This is a genomic window from Paracoccus haematequi, from assembly GCF_900631945.1.
Taxonomy (GTDB): Bacteria; Pseudomonadota; Alphaproteobacteria; order Rhodobacterales; family Rhodobacteraceae; genus Paracoccus; species Paracoccus haematequi_A.
Genome location: NZ_UZWE01000021.1, coordinates 85,088 through 110,282, shown reverse-complemented (window position 1 = coordinate 110,282; position 25,195 = coordinate 85,088). Strand labels below are relative to the sequence as shown.

Below are 25,195 nucleotides of genomic sequence, written 5' to 3'. Positions count from 1 at the left end.
CTCCCAGGGATATGCAGCAGCGGGGCGGGCCTCCCTGCCCGCGCCCAAGGATCAGGTGGCGGGCCGGTCGCCCGCCCAAGCGGCCTGCAACAGGCCGCGGATGCCGTCGCGCGTCACCGGGCGCGGGTTCCAGTAGGGATTGGCCGAGGCCAGGTCTGCCGCCCGGTCCAGGTCGGCTTCCTTCAGCCCCAGGTCGCGCAGAGCCAGGGGCGCCCCGGCGTCGCGGGCGAAATGCCACAGGCCTAGGCCCGGATCGCCATGGCCGAACAGCTCCGTCACCGGCGCCAGCAGGTCGGGCACCGCAACCGCGTTGAACGCCAGCGCATGGGGCAGGATCACCGCATGGGTTTCGGCATGCGGCAGATCGAAGCTGCCGCCCAGCGTGTGGCACAGCTTGTGATGCAGCGCCATGCCGACCTGTCCCAGCACCGTGCCGCACAGCCATGCGCCATACAGCGTCTGCCCCCGCGCGGACACATCATCGGGCCGCGCCGTCACCTGGGGCAGGCTGTCGCGAAAGGCGCGCAGCCCCTCGACCGCCATCAGCGAGGATAGGGGCGAACGGTCGCGCGCATAAAGCCCCTCGGCTGCATGGGCCATCGCGTTCAGGGCACTGGTCACGGTCATCCCGACCGGCAGGCTGGTCACCAGTTCGGCGTCATAGAGGATCACCTCGGGCTGGACCTTGGGGCTGGTCAGCGTGGTCTTCACGCCGTTTTCGGTCTGGCCTAGGATCCCTGTCGCCTCGGACCCCGCATAGGTGGTGGGCACCACGATCTGCGGCAGGGCGGTGCGCAGGGCGATGGCCTTGCCCAGGCCCGTGGTCGATCCCCCGCCGACCGAGACCAGCACATCCGCGCCCAGGTCGCGCGCCACCGCCGTGGCCTGTTCGGAAATGTCCACCGGCGTGTGCATCGCCGCGCCGGTGAAACGGCCGACCGCCGCGCGCCCGCACAGCGCCGCGAAATCGTCGGCCAGGGCGGCCTGCTGCGGCGTGGTCAGGATCAGCGCCCGGCGGGCGCCCAAGGCCTCGATCTCCTCGGCGACGGCCTTACAGATACCGGCGCCGAAACGGACGCGGACCGCCGCGCTGCGGGCGGTGAATTCATCGCGGTAAAAGGACATGGCCCCTCTCTTTCCTGCGAATAACTCTATTGCGGCGAAACAGGAATATTGATCGGATATGCGCGCCGTAATATAGCGTCATGCTATGAAGCTCGACAGCGAACACCTGGAGATCCTGGCGGCCATCGTCGAACAGGGCGGCCTGACCGAAGGGGCCGAGGCCTTGGGCAAGTCGCAGCCCTCGGTGTCGCGGTCGATGGCGCTGTTGGAGGCGCGGATCGGCCTGCCGCTGTTCGAGCCGGGGCGCCGTCCCCTGCGCCCGACCGAACTGGGCGCCAGCCTGGCGCGGCTGGGCAGCCGCATCCACCGCGCCAACAAGGAAGCCAGCCTGCTGGTGCAACGCTATCGCCAGGGGCTGGCGGGGCGGCTGAGGGTCGGCGGGTCGCCGATCTTCATGGACGGGGTGGTCGCCTCGATGATTGCGGAATTCCAGTCGCGCCACGCCGATGTGCAGATCGACCAGTCCTATGGCTATCTGAACCAGCTCGAGGCCGGGCTGCGGAACGGCGGGCTGGACGTGGCGATCCTGCCGCTGCATCCCGGACAAGTGCCGCCGGATCTGGAATTCACGCCGCTGCTGTCGGGCAACAATGTCATCACCTGCCGCGCCGGTCATCCGCTGACCCGCACCCGAGGCATCACGCTGAACCATATCGCGCCCTATGCCTGGATCGCGCCGCCCATCGACAGCCCGCTGTATCGCGACCTGCAACGGGCGCTGAAATCCATCGGGCAAGAGGATTTCCGCGTGAACTTCTCGGGCGGGACGCTGGCCTCGATCCAGTCCGTGCTGACCGGATCGGACGCGCTGACGGTGCTGCCCTATTCGGTGGTGTTCCTGTCACGCCGCACCATCCCGCTGGAGGCGCTGCCGCTGAAGATCGACCATGCCGAACGCCAGTTGGGCATCCTGCGGGTGTCCGACCGCCAGTTGCCCCCTGCCGTGCGGCAGTTGACCACCTTCCTGCTGGCCGAATGCCAGCGGTTGCAGGCGCGGATGGACCATGACCAGCAGATCACGCGGCGGCGCGGCTGATCATTTCAGCGCCACATAGGTCGCCGCGTCAAGCTGGGCGATCCTGACCGCGACCGTCAACCCGCTGGCCCGCGACAGGCTGTCGCGCGTCCCGGCCGCCACCTGTTCCAGCCGGTCGCGGGTCCGCGAGGGGCGCGGCATCAGGTGCAGTTCGGCGTTGATCCTGGGCTGGTCCGGCAGGCCCAGCACCGGCAGCACCGCGAACTGGCAGGCGTCGGGCGCGACCTCCAGCAGATCGCACAGCATCGCGCGCAGATCGGGCAGCAGGTCGGATACGGCCGGGCGCACGGCGTCATAGCAGGCCTGGTCGATATAGATCTTGACGTTGGGCATGGCGGCCTCAGACCGGAACCAGGACGAAATCGAAGGGCGACCGCCACTGCGTGTCGCCACCCTCCAGCCGTTCATAAGGGGCGACCAGGGTGTCCTTGACGCCGAACACCGCGTCCGAGGTCAGGTATTCGTCCCCGCCCACGAAGGTATGCGTCACCAGCCGCTGATAACCCGGTGCGGTGACCAGATAGTGCATATGCGCGGGCCGATAGGGGTGACGGCCCAGATGGGCCAGCATCTGCCCCACAGGCCCGTCATCCGGGATCGGATAGCTGACCGGCTTGATACCGACAAAGCTGTATCGTCCGTCCGGCCCGGTAATGAAGCGGCCCCGGTTGTTCCATTTCGGCTGAATGCCCGGCTGCTGCACGTCATAGAAGCCGTCGGCATTGTCGGACCAGACATCCACCGTCGCGCCTTCGACGGGGGAGCCGTCCAGATCCAGCACCCGCCCCTCGAACAGGCAGGATTCGCCCTTGCCGTCCAGGCTGATGGAGTCGCCCATCTGGCGGATCGGCGCGCCGTCCACATGGAAGGGGCCGAAGACGGTGTTTTCGGTCGCACCCTGGGGGCGGCGGTTGTTGATCGCATCGACCAGCATCGACACGCCCAGCACGTCCGACAATAGGATGAATTCCTGCCGTTCCCCCGAACAGATCTGGCCGGTGCGGGTCAGGAAGCCGATCCCGTATTCCCATTCCTGCTGGGTCAGGCCGACATCCTTCACGAAGTCATGCAGGTGTCGGACCAGGCTTTCCATGACCGTCGCCAACCGAGGATCGGTTCCGGGGCCCATACGGCCGTTCACGGTGGCGGTTGAATTGGCTTCGGTGAAATAGCTCACGGGTCTTCCTCCTCAGGATTCGGGTGTCGGGACGGGCCGGGGCGCGGCATGGGACAGCGGCACGGGATCCAGGCCGGTGCGTCGGGTGAAGCCGCCCCACAGGCCGCGCCGCGCGAACAGCATGATCGCGATGCCGATCAGCCCCAGGACGATCAGATAGACGGTGCCGTAATCGGCCAGCAGGGTTTGCAGGCCATAGAAGACCAGCACCCCGACGACAGGGCCGGGCAGCGTGCCGATGCCGCCGATCACGACGATGAAGATGACGAAGGCCGTCCAGTCCAGCAGCGAGAACGCGGCGTCCGGCGAAATCCGCCCGATCTGGATGAACAGAAGCCCGCCGCAGATCCCGGTGCCGAAGGCCGTCAGCAGAAAGACCAGCGCCTTCAGGCGCACCGGGTCCACCCCGACCGACCGCGCCGCAACCGGATTGTCGCGCACCGCCTGCAAGCCCAGTCCCATGCGCGACCGCAGGAAGGCCCAGCTTGCCGCCAGCATCGCCGCCGCCAGCGCCAGCGCCAGCCAATAGGTCAGCGCATCGACCGCCGCCGCCTTCGATCCGCCGATCAGCGCGCGGATCGCCTCGATCCCCGGCATGTCCTGCACGGCGGCTTTGGGCAGCGCGGTGCCGGTGCCGCCGCCAAGCGCCTTCCACTGGCCAAGGGCCAGTCGGGCAATGTCGGCCACCGCCCAGGTGCCGATGGCGAAATAGGCGCCGTTCAGGCGGAAGGTGAAAAAGGCCACCGGCACGGACAGGGCCATGGCGGCCAGCCCGCCGACCAGCAGGCCCGCCAGCGGATCCATGCCCCCCAGGATGACGCAGGCGAACATGCCGTAGGCGCCGATGCCCACGAAAGCCTGCTGGCCCACCGAGATCAGCCCGGCAAAGCCCGCCAGCATGTTCCAGTTCAGCGCCAGCACCAGCAGGCACAGCACCATGAACAGATCCTGCACCAGCGCGCGGCTGCCGATCACCGGCAGCGCCGCCAGCAGGACCACCGCCACGATCAGCATCGCGGGAGGAAGCAGCGTTCTCATGGTCCACGCCCTCCTAATCATTGGCGCGCGGAAACAGCCCGCGCGGGCGCAGCAGCAGCACGGCCACGAAGGCCAGGTGCCCCGCCAGGATCTGCCATTCGGGGTTCAGCGCCGCGCCCAGGGCTTGGGCCACGCCGATCACCATGCCCCCGGCCAGCGTGCCCCACAGGCTGCCCAGGCCGCCGATGATCACCGCCTCGAAGGCGTAAAGCAGCCGCGCCGGTCCTGTCGAGGGGTCGAAATTCGCCCGCGCGCCCAAGTAAAGCGCGGCGATCGTCGCCACCACCAGCGCGATGCCGGTCGCCACGGCAAAGACGCGCTGCGGCCGGATCCCCATCAGCTGCGCCGTCACCGGATCGTCCGAGGTGGCCCGGAAGGCGCGGCCAAGCGCGGTGCGATAGAACAGCCGGTTCAGCCCGAAGACCACCGCCACGGCCGAGCCGAAGGTCACAAGCGGCATCACCCCCAGGTTCACCGGCCCCAATGCCAGGGACTGCGCCTCGACGGGGCCGATCGGCAGCTTGCGGCTGTCGGCGGAAAACCCCATCAGCAGCGTGTTCTGGATCACCACAGACAGCCCGAAGGTGACCAGCAGCGGCGGCAGGATGTCCTCGCCCAGCACGCGGTTCAGAAGGGCGGTCTGCAACAGCCAGCCCAGCGCGAACATCGGCGGCAGGGCAAGCGCCGCGGCCAGGAGGGGATTCAGCCCGGTCGCCGTGCCGATCCCCAGAATCAGATAGGCGCCCAGCACGATCAGGTCGCCATGCGCCAGGTTGACCAGCCGCATGATCCCGAAGACCAGCGACAGACCGGCCGCGAACAGGGCGTAAAGCCCGCCCAGCATCAGTCCCTGGATCAGCGTGTCCAGCCAGATCATCCCTGTCTTACCCCGAAATAGGCGTCGTGGATCGCCTCGCGCCCCAGATCGGCGGGGGCGCCCGACAGGGTGATCCGACCCTCCATCATGCAATGCACGCGGGTGGCGACCTTCAGCGCCTGGCCGATGTCCTGTTCGACCACGACGATGGCGGTGCCGCTGTCGCGGATGGCCGGGAAAGCGGCATAAATCTCGCGGATCACCACCGGGGCCAGGCCCAGCGAGAGTTCATCGCACAGCAGGACGCGGGGGTTCGCCATCAGCGCCCGGCCGATGGCGACCATCTGCTGCTGGCCGCCCGACAGGGCGGTGGCGGGGTGGTCGCGGCGGTCGCGCAGCACCGGGAACAGGTCATGGATGCGCGGCAGCGTCCAGAAGCCGCTGCCCTGCCGGGCATGGGCGCCGATGCGCAGGTTTTCCTCGACCGTCAGGCTGGGGAACAGCCGCCGCCCTTCGGGGACCATGGCGACGCCCGCGTGCAGGATCTCGGGCGCGGCCATCCGGTCCAGCCGCTGCCCGTCCAGCAGGACCGACCCGCCGGTGACCCGCGCGATGCCGGTGATCGCCCGCATCAGCGTGGTCTTGCCCGCGCCGTTGGCTCCGATGATCGCCAGGGTCTGGCCTTGATCCAGCGTCAGATCGACGCCGAACAGGGCCTGGAAATCGCCGTAATGGGCGGTCAGCCCGGTTACCTGCAACAGCGCGCTCATGCCTCGATCCCCAGATAGATCTCGCGCACCTCGGGGGCGGCCATGACCTGGTCGGGCGGGCCGATCATCAGCACCCGGCCGAAGTTCAGCACCATCAGCCGCGTCACCACCGCCGTCAGCGCGTGCAGCACATGCTCGATCCACAGGATCGCGGTGCCCTCGGCGTGGATGGCGCGGATGGTGGCGACCAGTTCGCCGCATTCGGCCTCGGTCAGCCCGCCCGCGATCTCGTCCAGCAGGATCACGCGCGGCTTCGTCGCCATGGCGCGGGCCAGTTCCAGCCGCTTGCGGCTGAGCAGCGGCAGGCCCCCCGCCTTGCGGTCGGCCAGGGCCGCCAGCCCGGTGCGGCGCAGGATGTCCATGCAGTGGCCGGGCGCCTGCGCGGCATCGACGCCGCCGCCGAAGCGCGCCGCGACCAGCAGGTTTTCATAGACCGACAGGTGGCCGAAGGGCTGCGGGATCTGGAAGGACCGGCCGATGCCGCTGGCGCAACGCTGCATCGGCGTTTCGGCGGTGATGTCGCGCCCGTCCAGGCCGATGCCGCCCCGGTCGGGACGCAGGCTGCCGGTGATCAGGTTGAACAGCGTCGATTTCCCCGCGCCGTTCGGGCCGATGATGCCCAAGGCCTCGCCGGGGGCCAGGTCGAAGCTGACCGCCTCGGCCACGGTCAGCGCGCCAAAGCGCTTCGACACGTCCCGCAGCGACAGAATTGCCATGGCTCCCCCTTCCCCTTCGGATTGCCCTTGGGCAGCCTAAAGACAGGCCAGGGCGGATTGGATCGGATGATCCGGCGGCAATATCGCCTTGCGTTATGAAGGTGCGCCCAGAGGGTCAGCGGAACACATCGCGCGGATCCTCGTCCATCAGCGTCAGGCTGGCATGGCCGTCCGCCGCCTCGCGCAGGCGGTGCCAGCGCCGGTCCAGATAGATCAGCGATTCCAGTTCAGGCGCGCCGGGGGGATGGCCCGCCGCACCCTCCAACAGTTCCGCGACCACGACGGTCGCGCCCTCGACTGGCAACGACCCGATGATCCGCCCCCGGAACCAGGTCGCCACGCGGTCATAGCGCGGCTCGCCCGAGGGCAGGCGCCGCCAGGCGATGCCGGGGCCGAAACGGTCCGCGCCCGGCGTCGCGCCCAACTGCGCCAGCGCCAGATCGTCATAGCGCAGCAGATGGACGACCACCGCGCCCGCCTGCAACACCGCCGCCGTCGACCCCGACCGAGACGACAGCGAAAAGGCGACCGTGGGCGGTTCCGCGCTGACCGAGATCAGCGAGGATACGGTCATCGCCACGGGCCGGTCGCCCGGATCGGCGGTGATGACGGCCACCCCGGCGGGATGGCAGCGGAAAGCCTCGCGAAAGGCCTGCGAAAGCGGTTGGTCGGTCATCGGCGCGCTCCGGGTTTGGTGCCGGGCCAGGGTGCCCCGGCCCGGCGCATGGCTTATTTCTTCTCGATCAGGTCGTAGAACTGCCAGACCCGGTCGGACCACTGTCCGCCCAGATCGCGCCCGGCCGAGGTGACCAGCGACGGCGCCACGGTGAAGTGGTTCGCCGCCACCATCATGTCGCGGAAGGTCCGCTGGATCACGCCGGCGCGCAGCCCCGCCCCGCCCGAGGCGCGATAGGCGAAGTTGCACACATCGACGCCGACCTCGTGGATCTGCGCCTTGGCCAGATGGACCAGGCTGATCTGGCGGGTGGTCATCATCTGCCCGCTTTCGGCCAGATGCTCGATCTCGGCCCAGACCTCCATCACAAAGGCGCGGGCGGCGCGATAGGCGGCCTCGGCGCGGCCGTAATCGTACCAGAACTTCTCGCTTTCGCCGATCAGCCCGGCGCGGCCGGATTTGGACCGCGCGAAGCCCGCGATCTCGTCCAGCATCCGCCGCCCGGTGCCCATCGCCCAGCCGGTATGGCCGATGGCGGCCAGCCCGACGATGCCCAGGCTGAACAGTTCCTTCAGCCGCTGCGGCGGCGCGGTCAGGATCGGGAACACCAGATCCTCGGCGATGAACACATCCTCGGCGGAATAGTCGATGGACCCGGTGCCCTTCAGCCCCAGCACGTCCCAGTTGCCAAGCTGCTTGTGTTCCGGGATCGGCGCATGGGCGCACATGACGATGACATTGCCCGCCTCGTCCTTGGCGGGCTTGCCGGTGCCGTCGTCCACGAAGCAGGCCGAATGCGACCAGGTGGCATGCGAAAAGCCCGAGCCATAGCTCCACTTGCCGGTCAGCGTGTATCCGCCCTCGACCTTCTTCAGCATCCCCAGCGGCGCGCCCTGCCCCGAGAATCGGTTCTCGGTGCCCGGCGCGAACAGCCGTTCCACCGCGCTGTCGGGCAGGAAGGCCGCCGACATCGCGCCGATGCAGCAATGCACCATCGACACCCATCCGGCCGAGCCGGAATGATAGCTGACGGCTTCCAGCAGTTGCAGCACCTCGGTCGGGCGCATCTGCGCGCCGCCCAGTTCCTCGGTCGCCAGCAGATGCGAGAAGCGCAGGGGTTTCAGCAGGGCGAAGGTCTCGGGCGTCAGTTCGCCTGCCGCCTCGTCGGCCGGGGCATTGGCTTCAAGCTGCGGGCCGATCTGGGCGATCCGTTGCAGCATATCGCGGTAATCGACGCTCTTGCCCCAATAGCTGTGGTTCATGGGCTTGTTCATTTGCTCCTCCTCAGGGTCGGTTCAGGCGGCGAGGAAATCGCCGATTGTCTTCAGGGTCTCGGGACGTTCCTGCGGCACAAGGTGGCCGGTGTCGGGAACGGACAGGAACTGCGCGGCGGGCAGGTTTTCCAGCCAGATCGGCGCCTGCGAGGCGGGCAGCAGCCGGTCCCGTTCGCCCCAGACCAACAGGGTCGGATTGGTGATCCGCGCCATGAAGCGGCGCAGGTTCGGATGGCCCATGCCGAAGGGCGCGCAAAGCCGCCCGACCAGATCGCCTTCCCGCGCGCGGTCGGCGCCGAAGGATTCGGCAAATGCCGGATCGCTGCCGTCGGGGAAAAAGCGCGCGGCGACCGCCGGGTCATGGGTCAGATAGCCGGGGAAATCCTGCGGCGCGATGCCGCCAAGCGGGGTCGCCGGATGCGCGGGATCGTTCAGCCCGGCGGGCGCGATCAGCACCAGCTTGTCAAAGCGGTCCCGCGCGATGGCGGCCAGTTCGGTGGCCATCCAGCCGCCCATGGAAAAGCCCATCAGATGCGGCTTTTCGGCCAGGTCCAGCACGTCCAGCAGGTTCAGGTAATGCAGCAGCATGTCCGAGATGTCGGCCACATGCGGCGCGGGACCCGACAGCCCCATGCCCGGATGGCTGGGCAGCAGCACGCGGAAGCGGTCGGCAAGACCTTCGGCGAAATCGAAACCCTCCAGCGTCGCCGCGCCGTGCAGGAACAGGACCGGCCTGCCCCGGCCCACGGCCTTCACCACCGTCCGCACGCCGCCGATGTCGTATTCCAGCGTTTCAAAGTTCACGGCCATGTCTATTCTCCTAAGTACAGTTCGGGCTGGATCAGCACCTTGCATTGCGTGGTGCGGCGGCGCAGGGATTCGAAGACCTGCGGCACCTGCGACAGGCCGATGCGGTCGGTGACGATCGCCTGCGGCGCGAAGGGGCGGGCGGCCAGGGCGTCCAGCGCCACGCCGAATTCGTTGCGCTGATGGAAGAAGACGCTGAAGATCAGGTCGATTTCCTTGGACAGCGCGACAAAGGGATCCCAGTCGTCGCCGCCGATGCACAGCCCGACGCCGATCACCTTGCCTTGCAGCCGCACCGCCTGGGCCGCGGCCTGCAACAACCCGCGCTTGCCCACGCATTCGAAGACGATATCCGGCGCGCCGCCGCACAAATCGGCCAGGCTTTCGGGCAGCGCGGGGCCGGACAGCGCAAATCCCGTGGCCCCCAAGGCCAGCGCGCGGGCCTGCTGATGGTCGTGCAGGTCGGCCATCACCACATGGCTGGCGCCCATGCGCCGCGCCCAGAAGGCGACCAGCAGCCCGATGGGCCCGGCGCCCAGCACCGCCACCCGGTCGCCGGGTTTCATGCCGGACCGGACGATGCAATGCAGCGCCACCGCCAGCGGCTCGGCCAGGGCGGCGTCGGACAGCGCCACGCCGTCGGGCAGGCGGTGGCACTGGCGCGCGGCGACGGTGACGTAATCGGCATAGCCGCCGCCGATCAGCACCATATCGGGACAGCGCGCCGGATCGCCCGCCAGACAGCGCGGGCACCGGCCGCAGCCGCGCATCGGCACCACCGCCACCCGGTCGCCGGGGCGCAGGTCGCGCACCTCGGCGCCCGTTGCCGCCACCTCGCCCGCGATCTCGTGGCCCAGCACGAAGCCCGGCCCGATGCCGAAGGGGGCGGGATCCTCGGTGATGTGCAGGTCGCTGCCGCAGATGCCGCAACCGGCGACGCGCAGCACCACCTCGTCCGGGGCGGGCGCGGGATCGGGGCGGGTGCCCGTGCGCAGCGGCTGGCCCACCGCGTCGAAGATGACTGCCTTCATGGCTTGTCCCTTTCCAGAACCAGGTGGCGGCGGATCGGGAACCAGGGCGCATCCCAGCGTTTCGAGATCATGCCCCAGATGCCCGTGCGGGCATAGAGCGCGACCAGCACCGTCATCACGCCCAGCACGACGAAATAGCTGGCGCCGTATTCGCCGAACCAGCGGTCCGCGATGAAATAGATCAGCGTGCCGATCAGCACCCCCTCGATCGAGGCGATGCCGCCGACCATGACGATGAAGATGGCGAGGTTCGACCACATCGGATCGAAGGCCGAGGGCGGGTTGATGCGCAGTTGCGCCATGAAATAGACCGCGCCGACCAGCCCGCAGCCCACCGCCGCCGCGACATAGATCAGAAACCGCAGCCTGCGCACGTTCACGCCCTGGCTGGCCGCCGCCACCGGATTGTCGCGCATGGCGATCAGCGCCAGCCCGAAGCGAGACCGCAGGAACCAGTAGCTGCCGCCGATGCTGACCAGGACCAGCAGCGCGCAGAACAGCGACATGGCGATATTGCGCTGAAAGGCGGAATAGTCCTTCATCACCGACAGCGACATGCCCGCCCCCGCATTCACCCATGACAGGTTCGAGGCGACCAGCCGGAACACCTCGGCCACGACCCAGGTGCCGATGGCGAAATACGGCCCGTCCAGCCGGTGCAGCAGCAGATAGCAGGGCACGGCCAGCACCAGCGGCACCAGAAGCGACAGGAAGACCGCCAGGAACGGGTTCACCCCGAAGGTCTGGGCCAGCACGAACAGCGCATAGCCCGCCGCCCCCATGAAGGCCTGCTGGCCCACCGACACAAGGCCCGCATAGCCCGCCAGCAGGTTCCACATCTGCGCCACGGCGATATAGCAGCACAGTTCCAGCACCATGCGGATGGTGCCGGTCCTGGCCCACCAGGGCATCGCCGCCAGCCCGATCACCGCCAGCACGAACAGCGCCAGCGCCACCCGCCCCGAGGCGGTCTGCCGCCGGATGGACACCTGCATCGGCATCATGGCAACCATTGTCATGTCTCAGGCCCTTCCGAACAGGCCCTGCGGGCGCGTCGCCAGCACGAGCAGAAAGACGATATGGCCGGCCAGGACGCCAAAGCCGGGGTCGATGCGGAAACCGATGGCCTGCGCCACGCCCAGGACCATGGCGCCCAGGAAGGCCCCCCAGACCGACCCCATGCCGCCGATGATGACCGCCTCGAAGGCATAGATCAGCTGCGCGCCGCCATCGGCCGGGGCCACGGTGGAGCGCAGCGACTGGAACACCGCCGCAAAGCCCAGGATGCCGACCGCGATGGCCGTGGCCGAGGCATAGACGGCGCGCGGGTTGATGCCGGTCATCGACGCCGCCTCGACATCCGAGGCCGCCGCCCGCAGCGCCCGGCCGAAGCGCGTGCGCTTCAGCATCAGGTCCAGCCCCCAGGTCAGCGCGACCGCGACGGCCAGCACGATCACCGGCAGAAGGCCGATATAGATGCCGCCGATCTGCACCGACCGGCTTTCGATCCCGCCACCCGGCAGCGACCGGCTGTTGGCCGACCAGATCTGCAGCATCAGGTTCTGCAAGGCCAGCGACAGCCCGAAGGTCGCGATCAGCGAGGGCAGCGGATCCTCGCCCACCACCCGGTTCAGGACGGCCTTTTGCAGCAGCCAGCCCAGCCCCACCGCCAGCGGCACCAGCGCCGCCATGACGGCCAGCGGGCCGAGGCCAAAGGACGAGGCAAGCGAGATTCCCACCAGCGACAGCAGGATCACCAGATCGCCGTGGCTGACGTTCACGATCTTCATCACCCCGAACATCAGCGCCATGCCCAGCGCGTATTGCGCATACATGCCGCCCAGCAGAACGCCCTGGATCAGCGCGTCAAACCACTGCATGGGAACCTCCGAAATAGGCCTGGCTGATCTGGTCGCGCGTGACCGATCCCGAGGGGCCGGTCAGCGTCACCCGCCCCTCCAGCAGGCAGTAAAGCCGGTCCGACGCCGACTGGGCCAAGCCCACATCCTGTTCCACCAGCACGACCGAGGTGCCCTGCGCCCGGATCTCCGGCAGGGCGGCATAGATTTCGCGGATCACCTTGGGCGCAAGGCCCAGGCTGATCTCGTCGCACAGCAGGACGGTCGGCTGGCACAGCAGCGCCCGGCCGATGGACACCATCTGCTGCTGCCCGCCCGACAGGCTTTGCACCGGGGTGCGGGCCTTTTCGTTCAGGATCGGGAACAGCCGGTGCAGCCGCGACAGCGACCAGCCGCCCCTGCGGCCCAGCCGGTCCGCCTGATCGACGGCGACGCGCAGGTTGTCCTGGACCGACATGCCGGTAAACAGCCGCCGCCCTTCCGGGACAATGGCCACGCCCCGCTGCACCATGCGGTCGGCCGGAGTGCCGCCGATGGGCTGGCCGCCCATCCGCACCATGTCGGACGCGACCGGCAGCAGCCCCATCACCGCGCGCAGGAAGGTGGATTTGCCCGCGCCGTTGGCGCCGATCAGCGCCACCGCCTCGCCCTGGCCGATCTGGAAGTCGATGCCGTAAAGCGCCTGGAAATCGCCATAGCGCGCCACCAGGCCATGCGTGGACAAAACGGCGCCGGTCATCCCTCGATCCCCATATAGACGCGCTTCACGTCCGGGTCGGCGATCACGGCATCGGGCGCGCCCTCGGCGATCTTCTCGCCGAAGTTCAGCACCATCAGCCGGTCGGCCACCGCCAGCAGCGCGTGCAGCACATGTTCGATCCAGACGATGGTCACGCCGCGGTCGCGGATGCGGCGCACCAGCGCCACCAGATCGCGGGATTCGTCGTCGGTCAGCCCGCCCGCGATCTCGTCCAGCAGCAGAAGCTGCGGGTCGGATGCCAGCGCGCGGGCCAGTTCCAGCCGCTTGCGGTCCAGAAGCGTCAACCCCCCGGCGCGCAGGTTGGCCTTGCCCGCCAGTTCGCAGTCCTCCAGCACCTGCGCGCAAAAGCCATAGCTGTCGCGTTCCGACCGGCCGCCCCCGAAGGTCGATGCGACCAGCAGGTTCTCGAACGTGGTCATGCCGGAATAAGGGCGCGGGATCTGATAGGTCCGCCCGATCCCCATCTTGCAGCGCCGGAACGGCGGCTCGCCCTTCAAGGGCACATCGCCCAGGCGGATTTCACCGCCCGAAGGGCGGATGTCGCCGCTGATCATGTTGAACAGCGTGGTCTTGCCCGCGCCGTTCGGACCCAGGATGCCCAGCACCTCGCCGCGATGCACGTCGAAGCTGACGCCGTGCAGCACCCGCACCGCACCGAAGCTTTTCGACACGTCGCGCGCGGAAAGGTGAATCTCCGTGGCCATCCCGATCCTTTCGGCCTGTTCGGTGGTGTCGCGCATGGTCACCAGGCGATCGGGACGATCTTCTGTTCCGGCGGGAACAGCTGGTTGACGGTGTTGTCGACGATCTTCAGGTCATAGGGCCAGTCGGCGCCCTTGACCCATTGCCCGCCGAAGATCGGCATGGTGCAGATGTTCTTGTGCGGCGTGCCGCCGAACCGGACCGGGCCGCAGACGGTGGACAGGTCGGTCGCCGCCATCGCCTCGCGGTTGGCCTCGCGGTCCAGGGGATCGGCCGAGCGTTTCAGGATGTCGATGGCCACCTCGATCAGGGCATGGGAATAGCCCAGCGGCTGGGTCCACTGGCGCTTCTGGTCGGCCTCCCACTGGTCGGCGATCTGGCGTCCGGTCTGGCCCGTCAGCGAGGACTGGAACGGGAAGGCCGGGGTCCACCAGACCTCGGTGGTCATGCCGTCGCCCAAGGCCCCCATCGCCTCGACCCCGCCGGGGAACAGCAGCGCCGCCGCGACCGTGATGGCCTTGGGCTTGAACCCTTGCTGGTTGCACTGGGTCACGAAGGTCTTGAGGTCGTCGGGATAGGCGATGCCGCCGATGATCTCGCAGCCTTTGGCCTTGAATTCCGCGATCTGGGCGGAAAAGTCGTTGGTGCGCGGTTGGAAATAGCCGGGGATCACCACCTCGTATCCGGCGGCGCGGGTCGGCGCGGGCAGGCCGTAATCCTCGTTCCCCCAGGTCTCGCCGTCTATGTTCTGCGGGAACAGCATTCCTACGACCTTGTTGCTGTCCAGCCCGTTCCACAGCCCGACATAGGTGTTCAGCGCCTCGTCCAGGCCCCAGAAGAAATGATAGGTCCAGTCGAATTCGCCGCCGCCGCGCGGCATGATGACCGCCTGCCATGGCGCCCCGGCCGAGATGCAGGGGGTTTCGTACAGTTCCGACTGCTCCATGACCGGCAGGATCGTGTCGGTGGTCGAGGCGGGCACCATCAGATGCACCTCGTCGTTCAGGATCAGGTCGCCCGCGATCTCGGCCGCCTTGTTGGGGTTGGACTGGCTGTCGCGCTCCAGGATCTCAAGTTCATAGGTGCTGCCATTGGCGGCGGTGATGGTGCCCCCCAGCACCGCGCGGATCTTCTGGACGGTATAGCCGTCGGTTTCCCCGAACAGCCCCAGCGGGCCGGTCGCGGGGGTGATATAGGCCATCCTGATCCTGCCCGCCGTCTGCGCGCGCAGGTATCCCGGCAGCGCCAGGGTCGAGACCATCCCCGCGCCCGCGCCACGCAGCAACGACCGACGGCTGATGCCCGATCGGACAAGCTTGTTGTAATAGGTCACTGTCGTTCCTCCCTTGGATGGGCCGCGCGCCCGGCCAGGCGCGTGGCGGCGTTCAGGTCATGCGGGTCAGGGCGCCGCCGTCGATCACGATCAGCGATCCCGTGAAGAAGGCCCCGGCGGGCGAGGCCAGCAGCAGCGCCAGGCCCTTGATGTCCTCGACATCGCCGATGCGGCCGATCAGCGACTGGCGCTCGAAGGCGGCGCGGTCGGCCTTGTTGCGCAGGCGTCCGCCCGCGATGTTGGTGATGAAGGGTCCGGGCAGGATGGCGTTCACGCGGATGCCGAAGGCGCCCAGTTCCATCGCCATGTGGCGCACGAAGTGGTTCACCGCCGCCTTGGCGGGCATGTAGCTGGTGCCGACAATGCTTTCGTTGATCTGCGAGGCGATGGACGAGGTGACGATGATCTGCCCGCCGCCGTTGGGCTTCATGTGCCGCACGGCGTTCTTCACGGTGGTATAGACCGAGGTCAGGTTGATCTCGATGCCGCGATCCCACTGGCTGTCGGGGATGTTCTCGATGGCGCCGTCGGGATTGCGTTCGCCGTCGGGCGTCATGAAGCCGGGGCCGGGATCGATGCCCGCATTGGCGAAGACCGTGTCGATGCGGCCATGGCGGTCGGCCACCGCGTCGAAGGCCATGGCCATCGCCCGGCGGTCGCCGACATCGACCTGCTGGCCCCAGATCTCGCCGCCCTGCCCGGCCCCTTCGGCCAAGTCCGCGACCGTGCGGTCCAGCCCTTCGGCGTCGATGTCGAAGATGCAGACCCGCGCGCCCTGTTGCAGCAGGATCTCGGCATAGGCGCGGCCGATGCCGCTGGCGCCGCCGGTGACGATCACGGATTTGCCGCGCACGTCGAACATCGTCTCAAGTGAAGCCAAGGCATCCTCCCATTCTGCCCTTCGGTCCAGGACGGGACACGCCGCCGCGACCCACCCCAGGGGCGGGCAAAGCGGCACCGGCCGGGTAGAAACCCGGAACCAGGCATCGGTCCTGTCGAGAAGGCTTCGCCCGCCTCCCAGAGGGCGAAACCAGTGCCTGCATCAAGCGGTCTGCATCTGCGCAAGTCAAATGCGAAAAACCCCCGTTAGCATAGCGGTTCGATATATAGCGGCGGGTGCCGCCCGGTCAGGCCAGCGGCTCCATCCTGCCGCCGGTCGGAATGTCGGGCGCGGCGCCGTTCTCGACGATCACCAGGTCATAGCCGCCGCCTTCCTTCCGGCGCCATTGCCCGCCGGTCAGCGGCGTCTTGCAGACGTTGCGCGCGGCGAAATCCGGCACGCCCACGCCGTTCCAGGCGATCCTGCCCACGACCGTGGTCATGTCGGTCGCAGCCACCGCCTCGGCCACGGCGTCGCCGTCCGACGGATCGTCGATCCGGCCCATGACATTCGCGGCGACTTCGAACAGCGAATGAACGAAGCCGATCGGCTGGGTCCAGGGCCGCCCGGTTTCGGCGGTGAAATCCGCCGCCAGCCCGGCCGAGCTTTTCCCCGTCAGGGTCGAGGAAAACGGATGCGAGGGCGACCACCAGACCTCGGACGACAGGTTGTGCCCGGCCTCGCCCAGCGTTTCCACCGATTGCGGGAACAGCAGCGCCTTGGCGACCGTCACCGCCTTGGGCCGCAGCCCCTGCTGGCGCATCTGCGCCCAGAAGGTCGCGAAGTCCGGCGGGATCAGGACGCCGGTGATGATGTCCGAATTCGCCGCCTTGAACGCATTGATCTGGGCCGAAAAATCGTCGGACAGGTTCTGGAAGCTGCCGGGATTGGTCAGCGCATATCCCCGTTCGGCCAGGCCCGGCTGCAACCCGGTCCGAGGGTCGCCCCAAGCGTTGCCGTCGGCGTCGTTGGGAAACAGCCCGCCCACCGCCTTGCCGGTCCGAAGCTGGTCCCACATGGCGGTATAGACCTGGATCACGTCCTCCATCCCCCAGAAGTAATGGAAGGCGTAATCGAAGCCCTGCCAGCTTGCCGGGTCGCGCGGATTGCCCTGCTGGCCGATGAACCAGGGCTGCCAGGGGGCGACGGTGGTGATGCAGGGCACGCCCTCGCCCTCGCAGACCCCGGCCACGGGATTTGTGTTTTCCGGCGTCGAGGCCGCCAGCATCAGGTTCACCTCGTCGGCCAGGATCAGTTCCTTGGCGACCTCGGCGGCGCGGTTCGGGTTCGACTGGCTGTCCTTGACCACCACCTCGAAGTCGCGGCCCAGTTCCGATGCCAGGAAGGTCTTGATGTTCCAGTCGTCGCTTTCGGCGAAACCCGCCAGCGGGCCGGTCCGGGGCGTGACATAGCCCAGCCTGATCCGCGCGCCCTGGGCGATGGCCGGCGCGGCCAGGTGGGGCGCGGCCAGCGTCAGGCCGGTCGCCGCCGTCGTGCGCAGGAATTTCCGTCTGGTGAACATCTCATCCTCCCCTGATGATCTGCGGGCGGTCCCCGGTCCACCCGCGCCGTTCGTGCAAGCATGACCGTTCGAAAGCCGATTTTGTTTAGGATCTTGGGCAGCCAGCATAACCCGGCGTTATGAACCGCCCGGCCGTTACCGCGCCGCCGCCATCCGGGGCGCATGGCCCGCCGCCATGTCGCCCAGCATCGCCGCGAGCATGGCGATCTCGGCGCCCGAGACCTCGTGCGCGCGGCCCGGAAACAGGTCGGCGCGCAGCGCGGCGCCGGATCGGCCCAGGGCCACGGCGGCTTCGGCAAAAGCCTCGACCGGGATCCACGGATCGGCGTCCGAGCCGGTCAGATAGACCGGCAGACCCGGCGGAAGGTTGTCGGCGCGCGCATCCCCCGCCACCCCCACGCGGCAGCCGGTCAGCGCCGCCAGCGCATCGGGCGCGTCCTGTCCGGCAAAGGCGTATTCCAGCGACAGGCAGGCCCCTTGCGAAAACCCCGCCAGCACAAGCGGCAGGCCGGGCGCGGCGGCGCGGGCATCCCGGATCAGCGCGCGCAGACCCGCCAGCCCATCGGCCAGCGCGGCGCGGGTCTGGGCGGTCAGCGGATCGACCGCGCGGGCGGCATACCAGCTTGCCCCCGGCGCGCGGGGCAGCAGGAAGGCCGTTCCCGGCGCATCCAGCCGCGCCAGCACATGCGACTGCATCTCCTCGGGCGACTGGCCCCGGCCGTGGACAAGGACGCACAGCGCCCTTGCCGCCGACAGGTCCGCCCCGCAGCGCAGCAGGTCCAGCACCGCCGTCATGCGAATTCCGCGGCCTCGAGGCCCGCGCGCAATTCGTCCTCGCGGTCCTTGAACCAGGGCGGAAAGACCAGGGTCTTGCCGATCTCGCCCGGCGCCTCGTCGCGCGCCCAGCCCTGCGGCGTGGTCCAGGCCAGTTCGAACAGCGCGCCGCCGGGGCTGCGGACATAGCAGGACTTGAAATAGTTGCGATCCTTCTGTTCGGAAATGTCGGTGAAGCCCAGCCCCTCGATATGGGCGCGCAGCTTCAGCTGGTTTTCCTCGTCGCCGGTGTTCAGCGCCAGGTGATGGATGGTGCCGCCCGCCAGCGTCCAGGTGCCCTGAGGCGAGGCGCGGTCCTCGATCACCTCGACCCGCTGGATCACGCCATCGGCGTCGGGCACGCGATAGACGGTGCCTTCGTCGCTGTCGGCCTCTTTCGTCAGGGGCAGCGCGACGGTCATGAAATCGTCCATCGCCGTGCGGTCGAAACAGGCCACCAGCCCGCCATAGATGCCCTTGATGCCTTGGGCGGGTCCGATGCCCTGCGCCTCGTTCACGATCGGCTGGCGCGGGTCGCCGTCGCTTTCGACCAGTTCATGCGGAATGCCGCAGGGATGGGCGAAGACCACGCGGGTCGCCCCGAAGCGCGCGGTCTTTTCGACCGCCAGCCCACGCGCGTTCAGCCGGTCCACCCAGAAATCCGCGGCGCCCGGCGGGATCGACTGCATGATGGTGCGCGACTGGTTGGTGCCGCGCCGGCCATAAACGCCGGGCTTGCGAAAGGGAAACGTGGTGATGATGGTCGAGGCATCGCCGTCAGGCGAGCCGTAATAGAGGTGATAGACTGGGATCACCCCGTCGAACAGCACGGTGCGCTTGACCGAATGCAGGCCCAGCGTCTTGGTGTAGAAATCGAAATCCTCCTGCGCGCCGTCCGTGGACAGGGTCAGGTGGTGGTATCCGCTGACAAGAGCCATGTGTTTCCTCCGTTTGAATGTCAGGGTGCGGCCTGGCCCAAGGGGCACAGGACAAGGGTCAGATCCAGCCGATGCTGGGACAGGCCGGAACGGGTCCGGGTGGCGCGGAAATCGGCCAGAAGCGCGGGTTTGACGTCGAAGATCGGGTCGCGGCCAAGGGCGGGATCGGCGCGGTCGAAGATATGCGTGGTCAGGGTCTGACAGCCCGACGCGGTGACGCGGAAATGCAGATGCGCCGGACGGTCCAGCGGGCAGCCCAGCGCCGCCATCAGCCGCCCGACCGGCCCGTCCGAGGGCAGCGCATAGCCCCCCGGCATCACCGACAGAAAGTCGAACCGCCCTTTGGGATCCGCCCGGAACCGGCCGCGCAGGTTGAATTCGGGCTGGTTGTGGGGCTGCTGGTTTTCGTAAAGGCCCGCGCCATTGGCGTGCCAGACCTCGACCAGCGCGCCGGGCAGCGCATGACCCTGAATGTCGGTGACACGTCCCGACACGCGCAGCCTTTCGCCCTTGCCGTCCCGCGACAGGTCCGCCCCCAGCGGCAGGTCGGGCGCATCGGGGCGATAGAACGGCCCCGCCCCGGTATTCGGGGTCGCGCCGGGCGGACGGGGGGCGTTCAGCCCCTCGACCAGCGCCGAGACGCCCAGCACATCGGCCAGCAGCACCCATTCCTGCCGCTTGTGGTCGGTGTGATGGCCGACCTGGGTCAGAAAGCCCAGCGCCTCGCGGAATTCGGCGGATGAGGGGTGCAACTCGGCGATCAGCAGGTGCAGGTGACGGGCGATCCGGGCGACGGCCTGGGCCAGCCGCGTCGGCGGAACCATCGCCAGCCGCTGCGCCAGGTCGCGGCCGATCTGGTCCGCGACGGGCATCGCATCATGCGCCCAGGGATCGCGCCCATCCTCCATTCCCGCGGGGCCTCCCCTCCCCTTGCAAGGGTGGTAGCACGGCCGCCGCGGAAACTGCTTGAGTTTTGCCGCGGTCAATATAGCACTCTGCTATGCGCCTGAACGAACGCCACCTCATGCAGCTTGCCGCCGTCCTGGACGCGGGGGGCGTGTCCGAGGGCGCGGCCATGCTGGGCCTGACCCAGCCCGCCGTCAGCCGCTCGCTGTCCATGCTGGAGGCGCGCGTGGGCGAACCGCTGTTCGTCAAGGGCCGCCGCCCCTTGCAGGCGACGCCGCTGGCCGCGCAACTGGCCGCGCAGGGCCGTGTCATCATCGCCGCGTCGCGCCAAGCCTCGGACGCGGTGCAGGGCTTCGTCAAGGGCACCAGGGGCCTGGTCCGCCTGGGCGGCGTGCCCTTCTTCATGGACGCGATCATCAGCGGCATGATCGGCGAATTCCAGCGCCGCGAACCCGAGATCGTGATCCAGCAAAGCTATATGAACCTGCCCGAGGTGATCGCCGCGCTGGAGGGCGACCAGCTTGACCTGGGCATCGTCGCCATGGGCGAGATGTCATCCGGCCCCGGCTTCGAATTCACCGAGATCCTGCCCGGCCGGAACGTCGTCGCCTGCCGCCGGGGCCATCCCTTGATGCGCAAGCGCCCCATCGAGGCCGCCGACCTGGCCGCCTGTCCATGGGTCGCGCCGCTGCCGGGATCGCCGCTGATGTCGGATCTGCAAATGATCCTGATGAGCATCGGCATGTCGGATCTCAACATCCGCTATTCCGGCGGCTCGCTGATGAGCGTCGTGAACGTCCTGGCCGAGACCGACGCGCTGGCGGTCCTGCCGTTTTCCGTCGTCTTTGCGCTGCGCGACCCCGGCCATGTGGCTGTGCTGCCCTATCAGATCCCGCAACCGAACCGCTCGCTGGGGATCATGCGCAAGGCGGGCGGTCCGCGGCTGCCCGCGTCGGACCGTTTCGCGGGCCACGTCATCGCCGCCTTCGACAGCCTGCGCCACGCCATCAAGCGCCATGAAAGCGCGGTGATCTGGGGGCAGTCCTAGGCCTGGGGAACGCTTTGCAGCGCCAGCAGGCGGGGCCAGGAACTGCTCAAGCGCCGCGCCCCTTGTCTTGGCGGCTGGCTTCGGCTTGAAATCGGGGCGATGCGGCTGCGGACCATCGCGCCGCCGATCAGACCGGGGCGGAGACCGATAAGATGAGCGATGCGGGCGCAAGCTGGATCGACCGCTTTCCGGGGCTGGGCCGCCTGCCCGCCGACATCCGCGCCGATCTGGATCGCGGCAGCCAGATCGTCGCGGTGCCCGCAGGCACCCAGGTCTTCCAACCCGGCAAGTCGGCCGACAGCCTGCTGCTGCTTCTCAAGGGCACCGTCCGGGTGCAGCAGCGGTCCGAGACGGGACGAGAGGTGTTCCTGTACCGCGTCCACGCCGGGGAAAGCTGCGTCCTGACCACCGCCTGCATGCTGGCATTCCAGGATTATTCCGCCGATGGCATCGCCGAGACGGATGTCGAGGCGGCCGTGATTCCGCGCAAGACCTTCGACGATTTGGTGGCCCGTTCGCCGGTGTTCCGCGAATTCGTCTTTACCGCCTATGCGCGGCGGATCACCGACCTGTTCAGCCTGATCGACGACATCGTCTTCCAGCGCATGGACGTGCGGCTGGCCTCGCGGCTGCTGGAACTGGCCGACGACCGGGGCGTGGTGCGGGCGACCCATGCGGTCCTGGCGTCCGAACTGGGCACCGCGCGCGAGGTGATCTCGCGTACGCTGGCGGAATTCCAGCGGCGCGGCTGGGTCGAGCAGGCGCGGGGCGAGCTGCGGCTGATCGGGCGCGAGGGGCTGGAACGGCTGGTCCGCGCCGCCTGAACGCTTGGTGACCAAGTCACCGACGCATCGGGCGCCGGGATGCGAGGATCCGTCATCACGCGAATCCCGGAGGCGAAAGATGAAGACGAACATGGGCACCTTCGACCGCGTTGCGCGCATCAGCGCGGCGGTCATCCTGGTCTGGGCGGCATTCGGCACCGCCTTCGCGGCCACCGGCCTGCCGCACTGGCTGTTCCTGGCCATCGCGGCGGTGTTCCTGCTGACCTCGATCATGGGCAACTGCCCGCTTTACAGCCTGTTGGGGCTGAGAACCTGCCGCGACTGCTGATCCGCGAACCCAGTTCAGGCCGGGCCCGCCCAGGCGCCGCCCGGCCCGATCCGTCACCCCTTCAAAAGAAACGAGCAGTCAATGCGGCCTTATACCCCCGACCTGTCCGTCCGGCCCGAGGTCACGGGATTCTTCGACCCGGCGACGAACACGATTTCCTATGTGGTCAAGGATCCCGGTTCGGCCGCCTGCGCCATCGTCGACAGCGTCATGGACATCGACTATGCCGCCGGCCGCATCAGCCATGACCACGCCGACCAGATCATCGCCCATGTCCGCAACCGGGGCCTGACCGTGGACTGGCTGATCGAGACGCATGTCCATGCCGACCATCTCAGCGCCGCCCCCTATATCCAGCAGAGGCTGGGCGGCAAGCTGGGCATCGGCCGCGGCATCACCGTGGTCCAGGACACCTTCGGCAAGGTTTTCAACGAAGGAACCGAGTTCCGCCGCGACGGATCGCAGTTCGACCGGCTGTTCGACGACGGCGACACCTACCGGGTCGGCGGCATGACCTGCCTGGCGATCCATACCCCCGGCCATACCCCGGCCTGCATGACGCATGTGATGGGCGACGCGGCCTTCGTGGGCGATACGCTGTTCATGCCCGACGGCGGCTCGGCGCGCGCGGATTTTCCCGGCGGCGATGCCGGAACGCTGTACGATTCGATCCAGAAGGTGCTGAGCCTGCCCGACGAGACGCGGCTGTTCATGTGCCACGACTACGGGCCGAACGGCCGCGAGATCCGCTGGGAAACCACCGTGGCCGAGGAAAAGGCCCACAACATCCATGTCGGCGGCGGCAAGACGAAAGAGGAGTTCGTCCGCTTCCGCACCGAACGCGACGCGCAACTGGACATGCCCAGGCTCATCATCCCGTCTCTTCAGGTGAACATGCGCGGGGGCGAGCTGCCGCCGCCGGATGGCGACGGCAGGCGCTACCTCAAGGTGCCGGTCAACGCGCTGTGATCGCGGCCGGACGCCCGGCAGACGCGCGGACCGACGGCGATGGCCCCTGCCCGCTGACGGCCGGACGCCACCGGAAATGGCACGCCCGGCCCGAACGGCGGGGGGCCGCACCGCAATGAGACCGGCGCAAGGGGGCAAGCAGTCCGTGACGAGGATGGTCAGCCGGTATCTTCCCATCCTCGACTGGGGGCGCCGCTATGACCGGGCGGCGCTGTCGGGCGACCTGCTGGCGGCAGTGATCGTGACGATCATGCTGATCCCGCAATCGCTGGCCTATGCCATGCTGGCAGGGCTGCCGCCCGAGGCGGGGATCTATGCCTCGATCGCGCCGATCATGCTCTATGCGGTCTTCGGCACCTCGCGCAGCCTGGCGGTGGGGCCGGTCGCGGTGGTGTCGCTGCTGACCGCAAGCGCGGTGGGCCAGGTCGCGCAGCAGGGCACGGCGGATTACGCCAGCGCGGCGCTGACGCTGGCGGCGCTGTCGGGCGGGTTCCTGCTGCTGCTGGGGTTGCTGCGGCTGGGGATGCTGGCGAATTTCCTCAGCCATCCGGTGATTTCGGGCTTCATCAGCGCCTCGGGGATCCTGATCGCGGCCTCGCAATTGCGCCACCTTCTGGGCATTCCGGCGGGCGGCGACACGCTGGTCGAGATCGCCGCCGGGCTGCTGTCGAACCTGGGCCAGGCCAACCCCGCGACCCTGGCGACCGGCGCCGCGGCGACCGGCTTTCTGGTCTGGGTGCGGCGCGGCATGAAGCCCGCCCTGCTGCGCCGGGGCGTGCCGGCGCGCATGGCCGACATCCTGACCAAGGCCGGGCCGGTGCTGGCGGTCGTGGCCACCACCCTCGCGGTGCGGGCGCTGTCGCTGGACCGGGCGGGCGTCGCCATCGTCGGCGCGGTGCCGCAGGGCCTGCCGCCGCTGACCCTGCCCGGCCTGTCGCCCGCGCTGATCCGCGAACTGGCCCTGCCCGCAGTGCTGATCTCGATCATCGGCTTCGTGGAATCGGTGTCGGTCGCGCAGACGCTGGCCGCGCGGCGGCGGGAACGGATCGACCCGGACCAGGAACTGATCGGCCTGGGCGCCGCCAACCTGGGCGCGGCCTTCACCGGCGGCTATCCGGTCACCGGGGGCTTCGCCCGGTCGGTCGTGAACCACGACGCAGGGGCCGAGACGCCCGCCGCCGGGGCATTCACCGCCATCGGTCTGGCCTTCGCCGCGGCCTTCCTGACGCCGCTGATCCATGACCTGCCCAACGCCACCCTGGCCGCCACGATCATCGTGGCGGTGCTGGGGCTGGTGGATCTGTCGATCCTGCGACGGACCTGGGCCTATTCCAAAGGCGACTTCGCCGCCGTCGCGGTCACCATCCTGCTGACCCTGGGCGCGGGGGTCGAGATCGGCGTGGCGACCGGCGTGGTGGTGTCGATCCTGCTGCATCTGGTCAAGACCGCCCGGCCGCATGTCGCCGTGGTGGGCCTGGTTCCCGGCACGCACCATTTCCGCAACGTCGCCCGCCACCGGGTCCAGACCGATCCCAGCCTGCTGACCATCCGCATCGACGAAAGCCTGTATTTCGTGAATGCGCGTTTTCTGGAAAACCTTATCCATGACCGGGTTGCCGACGATTCGCCGGTCGCGAACGTGGTGCTGATGTGCCCGGCGGTGAACGACATCGATTTCTCGGCCCTGGAAAGCCTGGAGGCGGTGAACCGGCGCCTGGCCGAGTTGGGCATCGGCTTCCACCTCAGCGAGGTGAAGGGCCCGGTTATGGATCGGCTGAAGTCCAGCCATTTCCTGGACCAGTTGAACGGACGGGTCTTTCAAAGCCAGTATGACGCCTGGCGCGCCCTGACCGGCGCGCCCTGCCGGTCGGCGGGGGAATGAAGG

General features: G+C 68.5%; 27 protein-coding genes. 6 read left to right on the top strand and 21 right to left on the bottom strand.

The window, feature by feature from the left end; translation table 11 throughout:
- Positions 1 to 51: 51 nt before the first annotated feature.
- Positions 52 to 1,125, bottom strand: coding sequence for a maleylacetate reductase (locus PARHAE_RS03525; RefSeq protein ID WP_126153218.1), 1,074 nt, complete (start codon positions 1,123 to 1,125; stop codon positions 52 to 54).
- Positions 1,126 to 1,210: 85 nt separating this feature from the next.
- On the opposite strand from PARHAE_RS03525, the gene PARHAE_RS03520 reads away from it, so the two are divergent.
- On the top strand, positions 1,211 to 2,161 hold the full coding sequence (locus PARHAE_RS03520) for a LysR family transcriptional regulator (protein ID WP_126153217.1): 951 nt from the start codon (positions 1,211 to 1,213) through the stop codon (positions 2,159 to 2,161).
- Here the strand turns inward: PARHAE_RS03520 and PARHAE_RS03515 are convergent, their stop codons facing one another.
- The 20 genes from PARHAE_RS03515 to PARHAE_RS03420 form a co-directional block, all read right to left on the bottom strand.
- Positions 2,162 to 2,494 carry a hypothetical protein gene (locus PARHAE_RS03515; protein ID WP_126153216.1) on the bottom strand — a complete coding sequence of 111 codons (333 nt, stop codon included), beginning with the start codon at positions 2,492 to 2,494 and terminating at the stop codon, positions 2,162 to 2,164.
- 7 nt (positions 2,495 to 2,501) lie between these two features.
- Positions 2,502 to 3,338, bottom strand: a complete 837-nt coding sequence (locus PARHAE_RS03510; RefSeq protein ID WP_241232658.1) for an intradiol ring-cleavage dioxygenase — start codon at positions 3,336 to 3,338, stop codon at positions 2,502 to 2,504.
- A gap of 12 nt (positions 3,339 to 3,350) precedes the next feature.
- The gene (locus PARHAE_RS03505) at positions 3,351 to 4,376 is read right to left on the bottom strand and encodes a branched-chain amino acid ABC transporter permease (protein ID WP_206436849.1); all 1,026 of its coding nucleotides are present in this window, start codon (positions 4,374 to 4,376) and stop codon (positions 3,351 to 3,353) included.
- A 13-nt stretch (positions 4,377 to 4,389) separates the two neighbouring features.
- The gene (locus PARHAE_RS03500) at positions 4,390 to 5,253 is read right to left on the bottom strand and encodes a branched-chain amino acid ABC transporter permease (RefSeq protein WP_126153214.1); all 864 of its coding nucleotides are present in this window, start codon (positions 5,251 to 5,253) and stop codon (positions 4,390 to 4,392) included.
- Entirely contained in the window at positions 5,250 to 5,963 is a 714-nt protein-coding gene (locus PARHAE_RS03495) for an ABC transporter ATP-binding protein (RefSeq protein ID WP_126153213.1), read from the bottom strand. The genes PARHAE_RS03500 and PARHAE_RS03495 overlap by 4 nt, the downstream gene beginning before the upstream one ends.
- Positions 5,960 to 6,679 carry an ABC transporter ATP-binding protein gene (locus tag PARHAE_RS03490; RefSeq protein ID WP_126153212.1) on the bottom strand — a complete coding sequence of 240 codons (720 nt, stop codon included), beginning with the start codon at positions 6,677 to 6,679 and terminating at the stop codon, positions 5,960 to 5,962. The genes PARHAE_RS03495 and PARHAE_RS03490 overlap by 4 nt, the downstream gene beginning before the upstream one ends.
- A gap of 115 nt (positions 6,680 to 6,794) precedes the next feature.
- Entirely contained in the window at positions 6,795 to 7,355 is a 561-nt protein-coding gene (locus PARHAE_RS03485; RefSeq protein ID WP_126153211.1) for a flavin reductase family protein, read from the bottom strand.
- 53 nt (positions 7,356 to 7,408) lie between these two features.
- Positions 7,409 to 8,629 carry an acyl-CoA dehydrogenase family protein gene (locus PARHAE_RS03480; RefSeq protein ID WP_126153210.1) on the bottom strand — a complete coding sequence of 407 codons (1,221 nt, stop codon included), beginning with the start codon at positions 8,627 to 8,629 and terminating at the stop codon, positions 7,409 to 7,411.
- Between the two features lie 21 nt (positions 8,630 to 8,650).
- Positions 8,651 to 9,439, bottom strand: coding sequence for an alpha/beta fold hydrolase (locus PARHAE_RS03475; RefSeq protein ID WP_126153209.1), 789 nt, complete (start codon positions 9,437 to 9,439; stop codon positions 8,651 to 8,653).
- 2 nt (positions 9,440 to 9,441) lie between these two features.
- Entirely contained in the window at positions 9,442 to 10,467 is a 1,026-nt protein-coding gene (locus PARHAE_RS03470; RefSeq protein ID WP_126153208.1) for a zinc-dependent alcohol dehydrogenase, read from the bottom strand.
- Positions 10,464 to 11,486, bottom strand: a complete 1,023-nt coding sequence (locus tag PARHAE_RS03465) for a branched-chain amino acid ABC transporter permease (RefSeq protein ID WP_126153207.1) — start codon at positions 11,484 to 11,486, stop codon at positions 10,464 to 10,466. Before PARHAE_RS03465 ends, PARHAE_RS03470 begins: the two co-directional genes overlap by 4 nt.
- Before the next feature lie 3 nt (positions 11,487 to 11,489).
- Positions 11,490 to 12,347, bottom strand: coding sequence for a branched-chain amino acid ABC transporter permease (locus PARHAE_RS03460; protein ID WP_126153206.1), 858 nt, complete (start codon positions 12,345 to 12,347; stop codon positions 11,490 to 11,492).
- Positions 12,334 to 13,065 carry an ABC transporter ATP-binding protein gene (locus PARHAE_RS03455; RefSeq protein ID WP_126153205.1) on the bottom strand — a complete coding sequence of 244 codons (732 nt, stop codon included), beginning with the start codon at positions 13,063 to 13,065 and terminating at the stop codon, positions 12,334 to 12,336. Before PARHAE_RS03455 ends, PARHAE_RS03460 begins: the two co-directional genes overlap by 14 nt.
- Complete coding sequence (locus tag PARHAE_RS03450; protein ID WP_241232657.1) at positions 13,062 to 13,826, bottom strand: ABC transporter ATP-binding protein; 765 nt, start codon at positions 13,824 to 13,826, stop codon at positions 13,062 to 13,064. The genes PARHAE_RS03455 and PARHAE_RS03450 overlap by 4 nt, the downstream gene beginning before the upstream one ends.
- Before the next feature lie 2 nt (positions 13,827 to 13,828).
- The gene (locus PARHAE_RS03445) at positions 13,829 to 15,121 is read right to left on the bottom strand and encodes an ABC transporter substrate-binding protein (RefSeq protein ID WP_126153203.1); all 1,293 of its coding nucleotides are present in this window, start codon (positions 15,119 to 15,121) and stop codon (positions 13,829 to 13,831) included.
- Between the two features lie 52 nt (positions 15,122 to 15,173).
- Positions 15,174 to 16,001: an SDR family NAD(P)-dependent oxidoreductase gene (locus PARHAE_RS03440; protein ID WP_126153202.1), complete on the bottom strand. Its 828-nt coding sequence runs from the start codon at positions 15,999 to 16,001 to the stop codon at positions 15,174 to 15,176.
- A gap of 247 nt (positions 16,002 to 16,248) precedes the next feature.
- Entirely contained in the window at positions 16,249 to 17,523 is a 1,275-nt protein-coding gene (locus PARHAE_RS03435) for an ABC transporter substrate-binding protein (protein ID WP_126153201.1), read from the bottom strand.
- Between the two features lie 135 nt (positions 17,524 to 17,658).
- The gene (locus PARHAE_RS03430) at positions 17,659 to 18,318 is read right to left on the bottom strand and encodes an alpha/beta hydrolase (protein WP_126153200.1); all 660 of its coding nucleotides are present in this window, start codon (positions 18,316 to 18,318) and stop codon (positions 17,659 to 17,661) included.
- Positions 18,315 to 19,274 carry a VOC family protein gene (locus PARHAE_RS03425; RefSeq protein ID WP_126153199.1) on the bottom strand — a complete coding sequence of 320 codons (960 nt, stop codon included), beginning with the start codon at positions 19,272 to 19,274 and terminating at the stop codon, positions 18,315 to 18,317. Before PARHAE_RS03425 ends, PARHAE_RS03430 begins: the two co-directional genes overlap by 4 nt.
- A gap of 20 nt (positions 19,275 to 19,294) precedes the next feature.
- Positions 19,295 to 20,146 (bottom strand): dioxygenase family protein, encoded by an 852-nt coding sequence (locus PARHAE_RS03420; RefSeq protein WP_164555123.1) that lies wholly within the window; start codon positions 20,144 to 20,146, stop codon positions 19,295 to 19,297.
- 128 nt (positions 20,147 to 20,274) lie between these two features.
- Between PARHAE_RS03420 and PARHAE_RS03415 the strand changes: the two genes are divergently transcribed.
- From PARHAE_RS03415 to PARHAE_RS03395, 5 genes are all read left to right on the top strand, one after another.
- The gene (locus PARHAE_RS03415; protein WP_126153197.1) at positions 20,275 to 21,228 is read left to right on the top strand and encodes a LysR family transcriptional regulator; all 954 of its coding nucleotides are present in this window, start codon (positions 20,275 to 20,277) and stop codon (positions 21,226 to 21,228) included.
- A gap of 152 nt (positions 21,229 to 21,380) precedes the next feature.
- Positions 21,381 to 22,052, top strand: coding sequence for a Crp/Fnr family transcriptional regulator (locus PARHAE_RS03410; protein ID WP_126153196.1), 672 nt, complete (start codon positions 21,381 to 21,383; stop codon positions 22,050 to 22,052).
- A 79-nt stretch (positions 22,053 to 22,131) separates the two neighbouring features.
- Positions 22,132 to 22,341 carry a YgaP family membrane protein gene (locus PARHAE_RS03405; protein ID WP_126153195.1) on the top strand — a complete coding sequence of 70 codons (210 nt, stop codon included), beginning with the start codon at positions 22,132 to 22,134 and terminating at the stop codon, positions 22,339 to 22,341.
- 81 nt (positions 22,342 to 22,422) lie between these two features.
- Positions 22,423 to 23,310 (top strand): MBL fold metallo-hydrolase, encoded by an 888-nt coding sequence (locus tag PARHAE_RS03400; RefSeq protein WP_126153194.1) that lies wholly within the window; start codon positions 22,423 to 22,425, stop codon positions 23,308 to 23,310.
- Positions 23,311 to 23,425: 115 nt separating this feature from the next.
- Positions 23,426 to 25,192 (top strand): SulP family inorganic anion transporter, encoded by a 1,767-nt coding sequence (locus PARHAE_RS03395; protein ID WP_241232656.1) that lies wholly within the window; start codon positions 23,426 to 23,428, stop codon positions 25,190 to 25,192.
- Positions 25,193 to 25,195 lie beyond the last annotated feature (3 nt).